Origin of the sequence: Gordonia sp. WA4-43 (genome assembly GCF_020520305.1) — a bacterium.
GTDB lineage: Bacteria > Actinomycetota > Actinomycetes > Mycobacteriales > Mycobacteriaceae > Gordonia > Gordonia hongkongensis.
This window is the reverse complement of record NZ_CP084736.1, coordinates 3,968,461-3,984,212: the sequence shown is the minus strand read 5'-3', so window position 1 is coordinate 3,984,212 and position 15,752 is coordinate 3,968,461. Positions and strand designations below refer to the sequence as shown.

Genomic DNA, 15,752 nt, shown 5'->3' with positions numbered 1-15,752 from the left:
CGCCCGTCTCCTCGTCGCGGGCAGCTCTCTTTCTCGGAGGTTTGCCATATGAGTGCACCCGCGTCCGCGATGGCGCCGGCCGAAGACGTGCCGATGACGCATCGTCAGAAGATCGAGGCCCTCATCGGCCTCCTGCTCGGCATGTTCGTCGCGTTCCTGTCGTCGACCGTGGTGTCCAACGCCCTGCCGACGATCATCACCGACCTGCACGGCACCCAGGACCAGTACACCTGGGTCATCACCGCGACCCTGCTCGCGTCCACCGCGACCACGCCCATCTGGGGCAAGTTCGCCGACCTGGTCAGCAAGAAGCTGCTGGTCCAGGGCGCGCTGTTCCTGTTCACCCTGGGTTCGGTCCTCGCCGGGCTCTCCACCTCGGTCGACATGCTGATCGGCTTCCGCGTCATCCAGGGCCTGGGCCTCGGCGGCCTGCAGGCGCTGGTCGTGATCGTCGTCGCGACGATGTTCAGCCCGCGCGAACGCGGCCGCTACCAGGGCCCGATGGCCGCGGTGATGTCCGTCGCGACCGTCGCCGGTCCGCTCATCGGCGGCGTCATCGTCGACACCAGCTGGCTCGGCTGGCGCTGGACGTTCTACGTCTGCGTCCCGCTCGCCGTCATCGCCCTACTCGTCATCCAGCGCACGCTGAACGTCCCGGTGGTCCGCAAGAAGGTCAGCATCGACTACCTCGGCGCCGCCCTCATCGCCTCGGGCGTCAGCACCCTGCTCATCTGGGTCACCTTGGCGGGCAAGAACTTCGACTGGGCGTCGATGACCTCGTACGGACTGGTGGCACTCGGAGTCGCGCTGCTCGCCGCAGCCGTCTTCGTCGAGTCCAGGGTGTCCAGCCCGATCATCCCGCTGCACATCTTCCGCGACCGCACCACGGCCCTGGCGACTGTCGCCAGCGTCGGCGTCGGTGTCGCCCTGTTCGGCGGCGCTGTGTTCCTCGGGCAGTACTTCCAGATCGCGCGCGGCTACTCGCCGACCGCGGCGGGCCTGCTGACGCTGCCGATGGTCATCGGCTCGATGCTCTCGGCGACCGTGTCGGGCAACCTGATCACCAGGTACGGGCGGTGGAAGCGATTCCTCGTGGCCGGTGCCGCGATGATGACGATCGGCTTCGGCCTGCTCGCGACGATCGACGCCCACACCGACATGGTCGTGGTCGGTGTATTCCTCTTCGTCCTGGGCTGCGGCATGGGTATGACGATGCAGAACCTGGTCCTCGCGGTGCAGAACAACGTCAGCCCCGACAACCTCGGCGCGGCGACCTCGACGGTCACCTTCTTCCGTTCCCTCGGTGGCGCGGCGGGTGTCTCGGTGCTCGGCGCGGTTCTGTCCAACCACGTCACCGACCTCATCGCGAAGGGGCTCGGCGCACTCGGCATCGGCGCCGGCGCATCCGGTGGCGGCAGTGCCGGCCTGGCCAATCTGAACGAGCTGCCGGCTCCGATCGCGGCCATCGTCCGCGGCGCCTACGGCGACGGGACCGCCCGGGTCTTCCTCGTCGCGGCCGTCATGGCGGCGCTGAGCTTCATCGCCATCGCGTTCATCAAGGAGGTTGCGCTGAAGACGATGAGCAGCGACGAGGAGCGCCGCGCGCAGGAGGCGGCGGTCGCCGACGTCGCCGTGCCCGCAGCTGTGGCACCGTCGACGGTCGGTCCCGTCGCGGACGACGCCATCGCCGGCGAGACGCGGACGGGCGACGCCACCCGCGCCCGATGAACACCATCGCCGTCGGGGTCGATCTGAGTCCCGAATCCGAGGCGGCCGCTCACTGGGCGGCCGCCTCGGCCCGCGACGGGGACCGCCTGCTACTGATTCACGGATTCGCGGCAGCCGTTGCGCTGCAACCACTCAGCGAGTTCGAACTCGACTTCGACGTCACCGCCACGCGGCAGGCAGCGGCCGCCCACCTGACCGCGGTGGCCGGCCGTCTCGGCACCCGACATCCGGGCCTGCGCATCAAGATCATCGTCGAACACGACTTCGCGATACCCCTGCTCACCAGGCTGTCGGGTCAGGTCGATCTGATGGTCCTCGGCCATCATCGACCCGGCCTCATCGAACGCCTCACCACCGGGAGCATCAGTTCCGCGCTCTCGGCCCGGTCGCGATGCCCGGTCGTGACGGTTCCGTACGGCAACCTCGCGACGGGCGGTCCGGTCGTCGCGGCCATCGATGCCGACGCCCCGTCCGATCTCGCGCTGTCGACCGCCTTCGAGTACGCCGATGCCACCGGCTGCCCCGTGGCGATCGTGTGCGCGATCCCCGACGACGCCCCGCCCACTCGGATCGAAGCGGTGTACGCGCGAGCCGACGCGCTGCTCGAACCCTGGCGCCGACGCTTCCCCGACCGCGACACGACGCTGCAACTGGTCAACGGCAACCCGTCGAGGGCCGTCGGCGAAGCGGTTCCGCAGGCGTCGCTGCTTGTCGTCACCCGGCCACGCGCGGGAAGCACCTTCGCGACCTGGGCGGGGTCGGTGGCGCGCGCCGCTCAGCACCACACGCGATGCCCGATCGCGATCGTCGGTCGGTCCGGTCACCTCGACCGCGGGTCGACGAGCTAGTGGTGTGTCTCGGAAATAGGTGGCCGGTATCCGGTGGAGCGATCGGTGTTCTGGCAAGGCGGAGGAGGGAGGGATAGCGGAGCTATCTCGACCGACGACAACGCAGCCAGGCGCCGATCGAGCGCCGGAGACCAGTCGCTTATTTCCGAGACACACCACTAGTGCGATGCCTATTCCACGTTGACCAGATAGAAGACCGACGACCCTCCGCCCGCGGCCTGCGGCGACGCGCCGATCTGGACCCAGTAGGTCGAACCCTCCTTGGTCGCCGACAGCACGACGACCGATTGTCCGCCCTCGGTCGAACGGTGCGATTCGACGTAACCGGCCTCGGTGAGGGTCTCGGTCGCGGCCTCGAGCTGATTGCCCGCGTTGGCCGGGCCCTGCACCGCGACCTCCCAGCCTTCCGAGCGACTGCCGCTCGCCGAGAGCACGTGACCGTCGATGAGCGGGACCTGCGCGGCCGGGAAATCCGACGGCAACGGGACGCCGTCGGGGCCGGCCTGCTCCTCGTCCGCACAACCCACGACGAGGCCGAACACCAGCAGGACAGCGGCGATGCTGACGGCGGTACGCCGGAGCCAGTCGAACCGGAACATACGGGCAACGGTAAAGTAGCCACCGCGGGTGTTCGCCCGTGACACCCCGCCGGGAGAAAGACGGAGTGCCCTTTTGATCTCTGTGTTGGCTGCGTTGGCAGTGTGCGCACTCGTCGCGCCCGCAGTCATCCACTGGATGGGTACCCGCGGTTTCTACGTTCTCGCACTGGCGCCCCTCGGCGCGCTGATCTGGGTCGTGCTCAACTGGCCGCCGGCCGATGCGGCTGCCGCCCGGGTCGAGACGGTCAGCTGGGTCCCATCACTCCAGATGGACATCGCCACCCGCTTCGACACCCTGACCGCGATCCTGTCGGTGCTGATCCTCGGGGTCGGTGCGCTCGTCCTCTGCTACTGCGCCCACTACTTCGACGACGCCCGTCCCCGCGTCGCCGTGTTCGGCGGGGAGATGGTCGCGTTCGCCGCGGCCATGTTCGGCCTCGTCATCTCCGACAACATGCTGGTGCTGTACGTGTTCTGGGAGCTCACGACCGTGCTCTCGTTCATGCTGGTCGGCTTCTACGGGGTGCGCGCGACGGCTCGGCGGTCCGCCACCCAGGCGCTGCTGGTCACCACGTTCGGCGGTCTGGCCATGCTCGTCGGCATCATCATGCTGGGCGAGCGGTCGGGCACCTACCTGCTGTCGGAGATCGTCTCGGCACCGCCGACCGGTGTGTACGTCGACATCGCGGTGGTCCTGCTGCTGATCGGCGCGCTCACCAAATCGGCCATCGTCCCGTTCCACTTCTGGCTGCCCGGCGCCATGGCCGCACCGACCCCGGTCAGCGCGTACCTGCACGCGGCCGCGATGGTCAAGGCCGGCATCTACCTCATCGCCCGTCTGGCCCCTGCTTTCTCGGTGACGATCAGTTGGCAGATCGCCGTGGTGGGGCTCGGCCTGGTGACGATGGTGCTCGGCGGATGGCGCTCGCTGCGCGAGCTCGACCTCAAACTCATCCTCGCGTTCGGCACGGTGTCCCAGCTCGGCTTCATGGCCGTGCTGGTCGGCATCGGTGACGCGAACGTCGCCATGGCGGGCATCGCGATGCTCGTCGCGCACGCGTTGTTCAAAGCGTCGCTGTTCATGGTCGTCGGCATCATCGACCACTCCACCGGTACCCGCGATGTCCGCAAACTCGCCCGGCTCGGCCATCGTCTCCCGGGGCTGGCGATCACCGCCGCGGTCGCCGGGGCGAGCATGGCCGGCATCCCCGTCACCCTCGGATTCGTCGGCAAGGAAACAGCTTTCGCCTCGGTGTGGGAGACCGGGGCGTTCGTCTCGTGGCAGGCCCACGCCGTCGACATCATCCTGCTGGTCGGCTCGATCATCACCTGTGCCTACACGCTCCGTTTCCTGTGGGGCGCGTTCGGCCGCAAGGTGCGCAGCACCCCGAGTCCGGCGGTCGCCAAGATGCACCCGCCGAAGTGGCCCTTCTACTTCTCGCCCGTGGCGCTCGCCGCGGCCGGTGTGGCGGCCGGCGTGTTCAGCCCGCAGCTAGGCGCTCTCTTCGAGCCGTACGCCGAGACCCTCGACGGGTACGGGCACGAACTCGAGCATCTCGCTCTGTGGCACGGGTTCGGCCTGCCCGTCGTGTTCTCGATCATCGTCATCGTCGGCGGCGCCCTGCTGTTCCTCGGTATCCGCCGGGTCCGCGACCGCGTCTTCGGCTTCCGCCCGCTGGTGAACGCCGACCGCATCTACGACGCGACGCTGCGCGGAGCCGACACCCTGTCGCTGCTGCTGACGCGCAACACCCAGCGCGGGTCACTGCCGGTGACGCAGGGCGTCATCCTGTGCACCGCGATCCTGCTGCCGACCATCGTGCTGTTCGCCGGCGCTCGCGACCGACTGAACATCGACTACGACGCCAAGCCGGTGCAGCTGGTGATCGGCGGGTGCATCATCGCCGCGTCGTTGGCCGCCGTGCTGCTCCGCAACCGCCTCGCGGCGACCCTCGTCGTCGGGATCACCGGTTACGGCTGCGCGATGCTGTTCGCGCTGTACGGCGCCCCCGACCTCGCGCTCACCCAGTTCCTCGTCGAGACGCTCACCCTGGTCATCTTCGTGCTGGTGCTGCGCAAGCTGCCCGCCGAACCGGAGAAGCGGCACGCCACCGGGTTCAAGCCGCTGCGCGCCCTCATCGGACTCGCCTTCGGCGCGATGCTGGTCCTGATCGGGTTGTTCGCGGCGTCCGCCCGCTCGACCGAACCGCTCCACGTCGACCTGCCCGAGGCCGCCTACGACTACGGTCACGGCGCCAACGCCGTCAACGTCCTGCTCGTCGACATCCGCGCCTGGGACACCCTCGGCGAGGTGTCGGTGCTCATCGCGGCCGCCACCGGCGTCGCGTCGATGGTCTTCCGCAACCGCCGCTTCGGGGCGGCACCACGCGTGGCCGACGCCGCCCGGTTGCAGGCCGGCGACAACGGGGACGACAGCGACGACGACGATCACGTCCCACCGGACCGCACCACGTGGCTCCTCGGTTCCGGACTGCGCGACCCGCGCCACCGGTCGATGGTTCTCGAGGCCACGACGCGTCTGCTGTTCCCGACGATGGTCGTGCTGTCGATCTACTTCTTCTACGCCGGCCACAATGCGCCGGGCGGTGGCTTCGCCGGCGGCCTGACGATGGGTCTCGCGCTCGTCCTCCGCTACCTGGCGGGCGGACGCTACGAACTCGGTGAGGCGCTGCCCATCGAGCCCGGCCGCATCCTGGGCGCCGGCCTGGCCGTCTCGGCGACCACGGCGATCGTCTCGATGTTCCTCGGCGCCCCCGCACTCTCGTCGGCGGTCTTCGAGGTCACCGTCCCGGTCCTCGGCGACATCAAGTTCGTGACCGCCCTGTTCTTCGACCTCGGCATCTACCTGATCGTCGTCGGGCTCGTCCTGGACGTGCTGCGAAGTCTCGGCGCGCGTCTCGATGTGGAGACCACGATCGCCCGCACCGCGGCGCGTATCGAGAACTCGCGTGGCGACACCAAGACGGACGACGCCGCGAGTACCACCGGCGAGCAGGTGAGCCGATGACCACGAATCTCTCGCTGATGCTGGTCGTCGGCGCGATGGCGGCGTGCGGCGTGTACCTGCTGATGGAACGCAGTCTGGTCCGGATGCTCTTCGGGCTCCTGCTCGTCGGCAATGCGCTCAACCTGATGATCATCGTCGTGTCGGGCGGCATGGGGAACCCGCCGATCATGGGCCGGTCGTCGGAGAACCGGGCGTCCGACGCCGATCCCCTCGCGCAGGGCATGGTCCTGACCGCGATCGTGATCATGATGGGCGTCGCCGCGTTCGTCCTGGCGCTGGTCTACCGGCTGTTCGTGATCAATCGGGACGACGACGACGTCGAGGACGACGAGGAGGACGTCAAGATCTTGAGCGGATCGCTGGGGACGGCACCCGACCGCGATCGCAGCGACGATCCACTGACCCACTCCGACACCCCGACCGGCGATCACTTCGACGACAAGGGGAATCCGCTCACCGCGGAGGAGGCCGCCGCCCGGCACGCCGCGCTCTACGAGACCGACATCATGCCGACGGACTCCGACGTCGTCGACGAGATCGGCGGCGCGGAGGAGGAGCCCGATCCCGAGACCTCGGCGCAGACCGCCGCCCGCGAGGACGGGCCGGACGTGTACGGGCCGGGCGAACTCGGTCCCGACGAGGTGGGTCCCAAGTCGGCCGTCGCACCTCCCGACGGGTCCGGCGAGGACGACGCCGACCCCGACGTCATCGACCAGCGCGAGATGCCGGACCGCGACGTGGTCGGGCCGGACAAGAAGAAGCACGGCGACGAGAACGGGGGTGACCGATGACCCCGCAGGAGTCATGGATCCCCGTCCTGATCACGCTGCCGACGCTGGTGCCGCTGGGCGCTGCCGCCGTCTCGCTGCTGCTCGGCCGCAGCCCCAAGATCCAGCGGGCGGTGTCGATCGTCGCCATCACCGTCGCGTTCGTCGCGTCGTGCCTGATGCTGTACCTGACCGACCGCCACGGGACCTTCGCGGTCGCGATCGGCGGCTGGGGAGACAAGGGCTACCCGAACGGACCGCTCGGGATCACGCTGGTCGTCGACCAGCTCGCGGCCCTGATGCTCGTCGTCTCGACGATCGTGCTGCTGTGCGTCGTCGTGTACGCGATCGGGCAGGGTATCCGTGACGGCACGGCCCAGCAGCCGACGTCGATCTTCCTGCCGACCTACCTCATCCTGACCGCGGGTGTCTGCAACGCGTTCCTCGCCGGCGACCTGTTCAACCTGTACGTCTCGTTCGAGATCCTGCTGACCGCGAGCTACGTGCTGCTGACCCTCGGGGCGAGCGCCGAACGTGTCCGCGCGGGCGCGTCGTACGTGATGGTGTCGATGGTGTCGTCGCTGATCTTCCTCGCGGGCATCGCGTTCGCGTACGCGACGACCGGCACCCTCAACCTCGCCGAGATGGCCGTGCGCCTCGACGACGTCCCCGACGGAACCCGCAACGCGCTGTTCGCGGTGCTGCTCGTGGCGTTCGGCATCAAGGCCGCGGTGTTCCCGCTGTCGACGTGGCTACCCGACTCCTACCCCACCGCGCCGGCACCCGTCACGGCCGTGTTCGCCGGCCTGCTCACCAAGGTCGGTGTGTACGCGATCGTGCGCGCCCACTCGCTGCTGTTTCCCGGCGGCACGATGGACGCGGTGCTGCTGGTCGCCGGCCTGTTGACGATGCTCGTGGGCATCTTCGGCGCGATCGCCCAGGCCGACATCAAGCGACTGCTGTCGTTCACCCTCGTCAGCCACATCGGCTACATGATCTTCGGCATCGCGCTGTCGTCGGACCTCGGGATGTCGGCGGCGATCTACTACGTCGCCCACCACATCCTCGTGCAGACGACGCTGTTCCTGGTCGTCGGCCTGATCGAACGTCAAGCCGGTTCGGCCTCGCTCCGCCGCCTGGGCGGGCTCATCGCCAGCCCCCTGCTGGCCGTCCTGTTCCTGGTGCCCGCGCTGAATCTCGGCGGCATCCCACCGTTCTCCGGTTTCATCGGCAAGGTCGCCCTCCTCGAGGCGGGCACCCAGGACGGGTCCGTGCTGGCCTGGATCCTCGTCGCCGGGTCGGTGGTCACCAGCCTGCTCACCCTCTATGTCATGGCCCGCATCTGGACCAAGGGATTCTGGCGACCGCGCGCCGACGCTCCCGAGGGCGATCTCGCCGACAAGGGCCCGTCCGCGCTGATCGACGAGAGCGCCGACGACGCCGCCTTCTCCGACCGTGAGGACGTCGGTCGGATGCCCGTGATGATGGTGCTGCCGACGATGGCGATGGTGGCCGCGGGACTCGTGCTCACCCTCTGGGCCGGGCCCATCTTCGACTTCACCGACCATGCGGCGACCGACGTCGTCGACCGCGCCGTCTACGTCGACGCCGTGCTGGGAGTGGGTGGTACCCGATGAGCGCGCAGGATCGAGCCGACGACCGCGCCCGCGGAGCATCCGCGGCGCCCAAACGGCGGCCGCCGGTCGTCTCGACCAAGGGACCGGTCATGTCCCTGGTCATCAACGTCTGGCGCGTGTCGCTGCTGTTCGTCTTCTGGCACTTCGTCGGCGCGCTGGTGTGGTTGCGCACGCACACCCGCGTGCCGAGGTGGCTGGGCAGCGACGGCCGCGAGGTCGCGGTCCGGTTGTGGACCATCGCGTGGCTGACATTCGTCTGGGTCCTGTTGTGGGGCACGCTGTCCTGGGCCAATGTGATCGCAGGGATCGTGCTGGCGATGCTCGTGCTGACCGTGCTGCCGTTGCCGAGGGTCCCGGTCGAGGGCCGTATCCATCCCCTGTCGGTACTGCAGCTCGTCGGCCGTCTGATCGTCGACTTCTTCGTGTCGAGTGTGCAGATCGGCTGGATGGCCATCCGTCCCGGCCGGCCACCGCTGGGCGCCGTGGTACGGGTGCGCGTCGCGATCAAGTCCGACATGGTGCTGACCCTGGCCGTCGACTACCTCAACCTGGTGCCGGGCACCATGGTCCTGGAGATCGACCATCGACGCCGGATGCTCTACGTGCACGTCTTCGACGTCCGCTCGGAGAAGAAGGTGCGGGCCTTCTACAATCAGGTCGCCTATGTCGAGCGGATGTTCATCAAGGCGTTCGAGCGGGACAGCGAATGGCATCCGAGTCCGTTCCACGGCATCGACGAGGACTTCCACCACGTCCGCACGGTGGACCGGTCGGTCGACAACGCCCGGTCGATCGACGACACCGAACCGGAACGTCGACAGGGCGAGCCCGAGCGGGAACGAGGTGACTCATGAGCTACGTCTGGACGATCGCCGCCGCCATGCTGCTCGTCGCCGCGGTGCTGACGATGATCCGCATCCTGCGCGGCCCGACGACGCTCGACCGACTCGTCGCACTCGACGTGCTCATCGCGCTGTGCATGTGCGGCCTGGGGACCTGGGCGGCGTTCAGCCGTGATTCGACGGTGGTCCCGGCGATCGTGGCCCTGGCCCTCCTCAGCTTCGTCGGGTCGGTGTCCATCGCGCGGTTCCGAGTCCGGGACGACCAGACATGATCGTCGACGTCATCGGCGCGACGCTGCTGCTCCTCGGATGCCTGATGGCGGTCACCGCCGCCATCGGACTCGTCCGGTTCCCGGACACCCTGAGCCGGATGCACGCGGCCACCAAACCGCAGACCTTCGGCCTGCTCCTCATCCTGCTCGGCGCCGTGCTCCGGCTCGGCGACAACGTCGACAGCGGGATGCTGATTCTCGCCGGGCTCTTCGCCCTGATCACCGCGCCCGTCGTGGCGCATCGGATCGGCCGGCTCGCATACCAGGAGCAACGGGCCCGCGACGGGCTCATGGATCAGCGGGACATGGAGTCACCGGACCGGGACTGACTGCGGACCGATCGTCCGACGCCCCTCGCGCCTCACGGACCAGCGCGAGCGCGGTATCGAGGCCCCGGGCGGCTTCCCCGGGAACCACCCGTACGAGCGCGAGTGCGGCGATGACCAGGGCCGTCACGGCGTCGGCGAGGACTGCCTGTCGATCGTCATCAAGCGCGGGCGAGCTGGCCCGCACACCGGCCCCCACCGCCCCCCGCAGCTCGTCGCGATAGGCGGCGATGGTCCGGGCGACGGCAGCGTCGCGCCCGATGGGGGCACCGGCGGTGTTGATGAGCAGGCAGCCCGCGCGAGCCGGGGACGTGTCATCGGTCAGCGCCGATCGCAGCCCGTTCAGGTAGTTCTCGGCGGCATCAGCCGCGACGATGCCGGCGGTCAGTGGACGCAACCGCGGGCGGACCACCTCGTCGAGATAGCTCTGTACGGCCGCGTCGAAGAGACCTCGCTTCGATCCGAAGGCGTGATAAAGACTCGATCGCCCGATTCCGGTTGCCCGTTCCAGGTCGGGAAGCGACGCGCTCTCGTATCCCCGCTGCCAGAAGATCCCGCGGGCGGCCCGGACGACCTCGGTCGTGTCGAACTCCTGAATCCGTCCCATTCGTCGGCCGCCCACCTCTCTGTCGTCGCCCTCCGGTATTTTAGACCGGTCGGAACACTATTCTCTGACGGGCCCGTCGACAACGAGGAGTACGAAATGGTCATCGCAGGTCTGGTGCTCGCCGCGATCGCGGCGCTCGTCCACGTCTTCATCTTCTATCTGGAGTCCATCGCATGGACGAGCGCGCGCGCACGCGCGACGTTCGGCACCGGCACGGTGGAACAGGCGAGCGCACAAAAGGAACTGGCGTTCAACCAGGGGTTCTACAACCTGTTCCTCGCGATCGCCGTGTTCGTCGGGATCGCCTTTGCCATCGGCGGATCCATCGCGATCGGCGCAACACTCGTCATCACCGGCACGGCCTCGATGGCGGCCGCGGCACTTGTGCTGGCGCTGTCGAGCCCCGACAAGATCGCGGCCGCACTGAAGCAGGGTGTGGTTCCCGCTCTCGGAATCGTCGTGCTCGCCATCGGTCTGGCCATCTGAGCCCGGGCCCTGCCTCCCGGATCTCGCGCCGACTGAGATCAGGGAGCGTCCAGCTCGGCGACCACCGACGCGACCACCTCGCGTAGCGAACCGGTGCGACGATGCACGTCACGCTGCCGCTGATAGCTCGCGCCCTGGGCGATGATGCGCTCGACGCCGGCCAGCTCGTCGACGCAATCGAGCTCGCGCGCAATCGGTTCGAGACGTTCGAGCAGAGCGGTGAGGTCCTCGGTCACGAGTTTCTCGGTGCAGTCGGAGTCGAGGATGACGATGGCGTCGAGTCCGTAGCGGGCTGCCCGCCATTTGTTCTCCTGGACGAGCCAGGGCGCCATCGTCGGCAGCTTCTCACCCGCCGAGAACCGCCGGTCCAGGTCGACGACCAGGCAGTGGATGAGTGCCACGATCGCCGACAGCTCGCCGAGGTTGGTCATGCCGTCGCACACGCGGACCTCGATGGTCCCCAGATGCGGGGAAGGCCGGATGTCCCAGCGGATCTCGTTGAGATGGTCGATGATCCCGGTCGTCTTCTGGTCTGCGACGAAGGCCTCGAACTGCTCCCAGGTCTCGAACTGGAATGGCAGCCCGGCGGTCGGGAGTTGCTGGAACATCATGGCGCGATTGCTCGCGTATCCGGTGTCCTGACCGGCCCACATCGGCGACGACGAGGACAGCGCGAGCAGGTGCGGATAGTAGTTCAGGAGCGCGTCGAGAACGGGTAACACCTTGTCGCGGTGGCTGATCCCGACGTGGACGTGCACGCCCCAGATCAGCATCTGCCGCCCCCACCACTGGGTGCGCTCGATCAGCTCCGCGTATCGGTGACCCTCGGTGAGCAGTTGGGTCGAGTACTCCGCGAACGGATGCGTACCGGCGCCGTACAGATCGACGCCGAGGTCCTCGGTCAGCCCCCGCACCACGCCGAGCGTGCCCGTGAGGTCGGCGATCGCCTCGCCCGCGGTCCGGCAGATGCCGGTCACCAACTCGACGGTGTTGCGCAGCAGCTCCTTGTGGATTCTGCCCGCGAAGTCGGGATGGTGTTCGCCGACGGCGGCGAAGAGCGCCGCCGCCGAGTTCGACAGGTCGCCGGTTCCCTTGTCGGTCAGGGCGAACTCCCATTCGACCCCGAGGGTGGGGGTCGGTGACCCGTCGAACTCGATCGGTGTCATGTGCTCAGGTGGCGTCGGACGGCGCCAGAACCCCTAGCTCTCCTCCTCGATGACACCGCACGCGATGCGTGCGCCGGCGTCGCCGGTCCGCAGGGTGTCGGGGTTCGGTCCGCCCGGGTACTTGTCGGCCGGGATGTTCCCGAAGTTGTCGGGCTTCTCATGGATCATGATCGACTTGCCGATCAGCTGCTGGATCGTCACCGCATCGGTCGTGGTGACCGTCCGGCCGGTGTGGTCCTCGAGGATGTTGATCGAGATCAGATCTCCGCTCGAGGGATGGTCGGTGTTGCCGTCCACCTGCAGGTGTCCGCCCGCCGAGGTGAACGCCTGCGAGCCGCCGGCGCCCGCGTCACAGGTGCCGGTCTCGTGGATGTGCATGCCGTGGAACCCGGCCGGCAGCTCACCGGCGGTGACGCGCACGTTGATGGTGACCGGCTCGGAGGTCTCGGTGGCCGCGGAGATGTGGGCGTGGCCCACGACCTCGCCGGAGGTGTCCTTGATCTCGGCGACGGCGATCTGGCCGCTGGGCTCGCCGTCGACGTCGTCCTCGGCGCCCGGCGGGAGCGGCGCATCGCTGACGACGGGCGGCGTCGTGCCCGGGACGTCCGTGGGTTCCTGGTCGGGGCTGCACCCGGCCAGTGTCACGCCGATCAGTCCTGCGGAGAACAACGCGGCGAGAGCGCGGGGCGCGGCGAGTGTGGAACGTCCGGACATGTCACTCCTTGGTTGGCGGACAGTGGTTTTCGGTAATTCTCGGTTCAGCTGTTTCGTAATTCAGAGGTTCGCGGCTCGGCCCGGGTCATGCGCCGCTGACCGCGGTCACCACGACCACCGGGATGCCGCCGCGGCACCGGGTGAACGAGGCCGGCCGCTCCTCGACCGCGACCTGGCCGCCGAGTGCCTCGGCGACCTCGTCGGCCTGGGCCTTGTCCGTGTCGTCCTCATGGAAGACCGTGTTCTCGCTGAACCCGCCCGCGGTGTAGTTGCCGGGCTCCGCCATCTGGTAACCCCTGGCCTCCAGCAGATCGGTGACGTCCGAGGCGAGGCCCGCGACCTGGCCGGCGTTGATCACGCAGAGCCGCTTGTCGGTCGACGCCGCACTCGTGGACGCCGGCGTCGACGTGGGCGACGAACTCACGGTCGTCGCGGCTTCGGTCGTCGGGGCGTCGTTCCCGGCGGTCGCCGCGGAATGCCAGCCGAGGCCGATGAAGACCACGGCGACTGCGAAGAGCATCATCGCCCCCGCACGAAGCGGCAGGCGATTGGGCTCACGATCTGCATTCATCACCGACGACCTTAACGCACCGCGCGAGGGCGACCGGGTTCAGCGTCTCAGGTGATCTCGAAGCCCAGACGGCGCGCCGCACGGGCCTTCTGACGGGTCGCGCGCAGGCGCCGGAGCCGCTTGACGAGCATCGGATCGGCCGCGAGCGCCTCCGGCCGGTCGACCAGCGCGTTGAGCACCTGGTAGTACCGGGTCGCCGACAAACCGAACAGCTCTTTGATCGCTTCTTCCTTGGCGCCGGCGTACTTCCACCACTGGCGCTCGAACGCGAGGATGTCGTGTTCGCGGCGGGTCAGACCGTCCGCACCGACCTCGTGCGGATCGACCGGCCGGCCTGCCGCCCCGGCCTCTGCGTCCTGGCCGGGGGTGGGTTGATCGCCCTGTTTCTGGCTACGCGCAGCTGCGCCGTCCATCTCACTCCCTCAGATACCAGTCGACGACCTCACACCACCGCTGACGTGCACCTATTCGCGATGCGACGCGGGCGCGGACGTCTCCTCACGGAGACGAATGACAGCGGTGTGGTTCGCAGCCAATCTAACCACGGCGGGCCGGTCCGATCGCGGTGTGACTCGCCACGGCGCGCATCACGACCATTCCGTCGGACGGCGACCGCTGTTAGGCTGCCCTCACTCATCCCTGTCCGGGATGGGTCGAGGCGGGGGGACAGAGATGACGACGGTCGGGATGACGACAACCGGATCCGGGGTGGCGAGGACCCGGCGAGCAGTGATGGGAGCCATCGCGGCGCTGGCCTCCACGGCCGCCGTCGCGACCGCGGCACTCGCCGCGCCCGCTGCCGCCGCGCCCGCCGAGCGCGTCGTGGTCATCGTGCCCGGTCAGCAGCTCTACGCGGGCGACGCACAGAACGAGGAGACGTTCCGTCCGCTCGCCGACGCGATCCGCGCCGACGGGAACACCGTGGTGTACGCGCACGCCGGGGGTCGCGACGTCGCATCGGATGCGAAGCTCATCCAACGGACGGTCGAGCCCTTCGTCGGCAAGGCGTCGTCCATCGGCATCGTCGCCCACAGCGCAGGCGGGCTCGGCGCCCGGCACTACCTGAAGTTCCTCGGCGGGTCCGCCGTCGTCGACGAGTACGTGGCGATCGGCACGGCCCAGTACGGCTCACCCGGCGGGTGCGCTCAGCCGCGCGACGGCGGGTACGACACCTGCATGTACGCCGACGCGGTCACCGCCCTCAACCGTGGTCCCGACGCCCCCGGCCCCACTCGCTACTCGGTGGTGCAGAGCGACGGCGAATGGACCGACGGCCGCCTCGACGGAACCGCACAGTGCCGCGCATACTCCCCGGTCCCCCTGGCGAACACCGGGTACGACCACGTCATCGAGATGCGCGACCCGACGATCATCGCCAACGTGCGGACGTCGCTGCGCGGGTCGTGCGCGGACTCGGTGGTGACCGAGCCGGTCGACAGCTTCGACTGGCAGTCGACGCTGTTCCCCGGCATTCCCGGCCCTGCCGGTGACGCCATCCGCGACGCCGTACCCGGCGTCGTTCCTGCGCCCTGAGCAGCGCTAAGGTGATCGCCATGGCGATTCTCCCGATCTGCATCGTGGGCGAGCCGGTCCTGCACCAGCCGACCACTCCGGTCCCCCTCGACGCGGACGGCCGTCCGTCCGATGAGGTCGTCGGCCTCATCGACGACATGTACGAGACCATGGACGCCGCCCACGGTGTGGGCCTGGCCGCCAATCAGGTGGGCGTCGGGTCCCGGGTGTTCGTCTACGACTGCCCCGACGGCGACCGCTCGGCGGCCCGCCGCCGCGGCGAGGTCATCAACCCGGTCCTCGAGACCTCCGAGATCCCCGAGACCATGCCGGATCCCGACGACAACGACGAGGGATGCCTGTCGGTGCCGGGTGAGCAGTTCCCCACCGGCCGTGCCGACTGGGCCCGCGTCACCGGCACCGACCGGACCGGCGCCGAGGTCGTCATCGAGGGCGAGGGGTTCTTCGCCCGGATGCTCCAGCACGAGGTCGGCCACCTCGACGGCTTCCTCTACGTCGACGTGCTCGTGGGGCGCAACGCCCGGGCCGCGAAGAAGGCGATCAAACGCAACAAGTGGGGGGTCCCCGGTCTGACGTGGACGCCCGGCGAGGTCGCCGACCCGTTCGGGCACGACGACGACTGATCTCG

Annotated in this window: 17 protein-coding genes; 11 read left to right on the top strand and 6 right to left on the bottom strand. The window is 68.8% G+C overall.

Annotated features, from left to right (window positions below; all coding sequences use genetic code 11):
* Window positions 1-48: 48 nt before the first annotated feature.
* On the top strand, window positions 49-1,728 hold the full coding sequence (locus tag LEL84_RS17970; protein ID WP_159370001.1) for an MDR family MFS transporter: 1,680 nt from the start codon (window positions 49-51) through the stop codon (window positions 1,726-1,728).
* Window positions 1,725-2,576, top strand: coding sequence for a universal stress protein (locus LEL84_RS17965; protein ID WP_226512360.1), 852 nt, complete (start codon window positions 1,725-1,727; stop codon window positions 2,574-2,576). Before LEL84_RS17970 ends, LEL84_RS17965 begins: the two co-directional genes overlap by 4 nt.
* 170 nt (window positions 2,577-2,746) lie before the next feature.
* On the opposite strand, the gene LEL84_RS17960 is transcribed toward LEL84_RS17965, so the two are convergent.
* On the bottom strand, window positions 2,747-3,175 hold the full coding sequence (locus LEL84_RS17960; protein WP_226512359.1) for a hypothetical protein: 429 nt from the start codon (window positions 3,173-3,175) through the stop codon (window positions 2,747-2,749).
* 73 nt (window positions 3,176-3,248) lie between these two features.
* Here LEL84_RS17960 and LEL84_RS17955 point away from each other — a divergent pair, with 73 nt between their 5' ends.
* From LEL84_RS17955 to mnhG, 6 genes are read left to right on the top strand one after another with little or no spacing between them, the layout of a single operon-like run.
* Entirely contained in the window at window positions 3,249-6,203 is a 2,955-nt protein-coding gene (locus LEL84_RS17955) for a Na+/H+ antiporter subunit A (protein ID WP_226512358.1), read from the top strand.
* Window positions 6,200-6,994: a Na(+)/H(+) antiporter subunit C gene (locus tag LEL84_RS17950; protein WP_226512357.1), complete on the top strand. Its 795-nt coding sequence runs from the start codon at window positions 6,200-6,202 to the stop codon at window positions 6,992-6,994. The genes LEL84_RS17955 and LEL84_RS17950 overlap by 4 nt, the downstream gene beginning before the upstream one ends.
* Window positions 6,991-8,607, top strand: coding sequence for a Na+/H+ antiporter subunit D (locus LEL84_RS17945; RefSeq protein ID WP_058251348.1), 1,617 nt, complete (start codon window positions 6,991-6,993; stop codon window positions 8,605-8,607). Before LEL84_RS17950 ends, LEL84_RS17945 begins: the two co-directional genes overlap by 4 nt.
* The gene (locus LEL84_RS17940; RefSeq protein ID WP_226512356.1) at window positions 8,604-9,461 is read left to right on the top strand and encodes a Na+/H+ antiporter subunit E; all 858 of its coding nucleotides are present in this window, start codon (window positions 8,604-8,606) and stop codon (window positions 9,459-9,461) included. Before LEL84_RS17945 ends, LEL84_RS17940 begins: the two co-directional genes overlap by 4 nt.
* On the top strand, window positions 9,458-9,721 hold the full coding sequence (locus LEL84_RS17935) for a monovalent cation/H+ antiporter complex subunit F (protein ID WP_058251350.1): 264 nt from the start codon (window positions 9,458-9,460) through the stop codon (window positions 9,719-9,721). Before LEL84_RS17940 ends, LEL84_RS17935 begins: the two co-directional genes overlap by 4 nt.
* Complete coding sequence (gene mnhG / locus LEL84_RS17930) at window positions 9,718-10,050, top strand: monovalent cation/H(+) antiporter subunit G (protein ID WP_226512355.1); 333 nt, start codon at window positions 9,718-9,720, stop codon at window positions 10,048-10,050. Before LEL84_RS17935 ends, mnhG begins: the two co-directional genes overlap by 4 nt.
* On the opposite strand, the gene LEL84_RS17925 is transcribed toward mnhG, so the two are convergent.
* On the bottom strand, window positions 10,010-10,654 hold the full coding sequence (locus tag LEL84_RS17925) for a TetR/AcrR family transcriptional regulator (RefSeq protein WP_226512354.1): 645 nt from the start codon (window positions 10,652-10,654) through the stop codon (window positions 10,010-10,012). The two genes, mnhG and LEL84_RS17925, sit on opposite strands and share 41 nt — an antisense overlap.
* A gap of 96 nt (window positions 10,655-10,750) precedes the next feature.
* On the opposite strand from LEL84_RS17925, the gene LEL84_RS17920 reads away from it, so the two are divergent.
* Complete coding sequence (locus LEL84_RS17920) at window positions 10,751-11,140, top strand: DUF1304 domain-containing protein (protein ID WP_137808591.1); 390 nt, start codon at window positions 10,751-10,753, stop codon at window positions 11,138-11,140.
* Window positions 11,141-11,178: 38 nt separating this feature from the next.
* Here the strand turns inward: LEL84_RS17920 and LEL84_RS17915 are convergent, their stop codons facing one another.
* From LEL84_RS17915 to LEL84_RS17900, 4 genes are all read right to left on the bottom strand, one after another.
* On the bottom strand, window positions 11,179-12,306 hold the full coding sequence (locus LEL84_RS17915) for a glutamate--cysteine ligase (protein ID WP_058251353.1): 1,128 nt from the start codon (window positions 12,304-12,306) through the stop codon (window positions 11,179-11,181).
* A 33-nt stretch (window positions 12,307-12,339) separates the two neighbouring features.
* On the bottom strand, window positions 12,340-13,020 hold the full coding sequence (locus LEL84_RS17910; RefSeq protein WP_058251354.1) for a superoxide dismutase family protein: 681 nt from the start codon (window positions 13,018-13,020) through the stop codon (window positions 12,340-12,342).
* An 85-nt stretch (window positions 13,021-13,105) separates the two neighbouring features.
* Complete coding sequence (locus LEL84_RS17905; protein ID WP_065630470.1) at window positions 13,106-13,591, bottom strand: LytR C-terminal domain-containing protein; 486 nt, start codon at window positions 13,589-13,591, stop codon at window positions 13,106-13,108.
* Between the two features lie 47 nt (window positions 13,592-13,638).
* Window positions 13,639-14,004 (bottom strand): DUF3263 domain-containing protein, encoded by a 366-nt coding sequence (locus LEL84_RS17900; protein ID WP_137808592.1) that lies wholly within the window; start codon window positions 14,002-14,004, stop codon window positions 13,639-13,641.
* A gap of 274 nt (window positions 14,005-14,278) precedes the next feature.
* Between LEL84_RS17900 and LEL84_RS17895 the strand changes: the two genes are divergently transcribed.
* Entirely contained in the window at window positions 14,279-15,124 is an 846-nt protein-coding gene (locus tag LEL84_RS17895) for an esterase/lipase family protein (protein WP_226512353.1), read from the top strand.
* A gap of 20 nt (window positions 15,125-15,144) precedes the next feature.
* Window positions 15,145-15,747 (top strand): peptide deformylase, encoded by a 603-nt coding sequence (locus tag LEL84_RS17890; protein ID WP_159369990.1) that lies wholly within the window; start codon window positions 15,145-15,147, stop codon window positions 15,745-15,747.
* The last annotated feature ends 5 nt before the right edge of the window (window positions 15,748-15,752 follow it).

Bases quoted from the DNA above. Each gene is read 5' to 3' on its own strand.
- LEL84_RS17910 (WP_058251354.1), bottom strand. From the start codon at position 13,020: ATGTCCGGACGTTCCACACTCGCCGCGCCCCGCGCTCTCGCCGCGTTG.
- LEL84_RS17960 (WP_226512359.1), bottom strand. From the start codon at position 3,175: ATGTTCCGGTTCGACTGGCTCCGGCGTACCGCCGTCAGCATCGCCGCT.
- LEL84_RS17905 (WP_065630470.1), bottom strand. From the start codon at position 13,591: ATGAATGCAGATCGTGAGCCCAATCGCCTGCCGCTTCGTGCGGGGGCG.
- LEL84_RS17965 (WP_226512360.1), top strand. From the start codon at position 1,725: ATGAACACCATCGCCGTCGGGGTCGATCTGAGTCCCGAATCCGAGGCG.
- LEL84_RS17915 (WP_058251353.1), bottom strand. From the start codon at position 12,306: ATGACACCGATCGAGTTCGACGGGTCACCGACCCCCACCCTCGGGGTC.
- LEL84_RS17950 (WP_226512357.1), top strand. From the start codon at position 6,200: ATGACCACGAATCTCTCGCTGATGCTGGTCGTCGGCGCGATGGCGGCG.
- LEL84_RS17940 (WP_226512356.1), top strand. From the start codon at position 8,604: ATGAGCGCGCAGGATCGAGCCGACGACCGCGCCCGCGGAGCATCCGCG.
- LEL84_RS17920 (WP_137808591.1), top strand. From the start codon at position 10,751: ATGGTCATCGCAGGTCTGGTGCTCGCCGCGATCGCGGCGCTCGTCCAC.
- LEL84_RS17900 (WP_137808592.1), bottom strand. From the start codon at position 14,004: ATGGACGGCGCAGCTGCGCGTAGCCAGAAACAGGGCGATCAACCCACC.
- LEL84_RS17935 (WP_058251350.1), top strand. From the start codon at position 9,458: ATGAGCTACGTCTGGACGATCGCCGCCGCCATGCTGCTCGTCGCCGCG.
- LEL84_RS17970 (WP_159370001.1), top strand. From the start codon at position 49: ATGAGTGCACCCGCGTCCGCGATGGCGCCGGCCGAAGACGTGCCGATG.
- LEL84_RS17945 (WP_058251348.1), top strand. From the start codon at position 6,991: ATGACCCCGCAGGAGTCATGGATCCCCGTCCTGATCACGCTGCCGACG.
- LEL84_RS17925 (WP_226512354.1), bottom strand. From the start codon at position 10,654: ATGGGACGGATTCAGGAGTTCGACACGACCGAGGTCGTCCGGGCCGCC.
- LEL84_RS17890 (WP_159369990.1), top strand. From the start codon at position 15,145: ATGGCGATTCTCCCGATCTGCATCGTGGGCGAGCCGGTCCTGCACCAG.
- LEL84_RS17895 (WP_226512353.1), top strand. From the start codon at position 14,279: ATGACGACAACCGGATCCGGGGTGGCGAGGACCCGGCGAGCAGTGATG.
- mnhG (WP_226512355.1), top strand. From the start codon at position 9,718: ATGATCGTCGACGTCATCGGCGCGACGCTGCTGCTCCTCGGATGCCTG.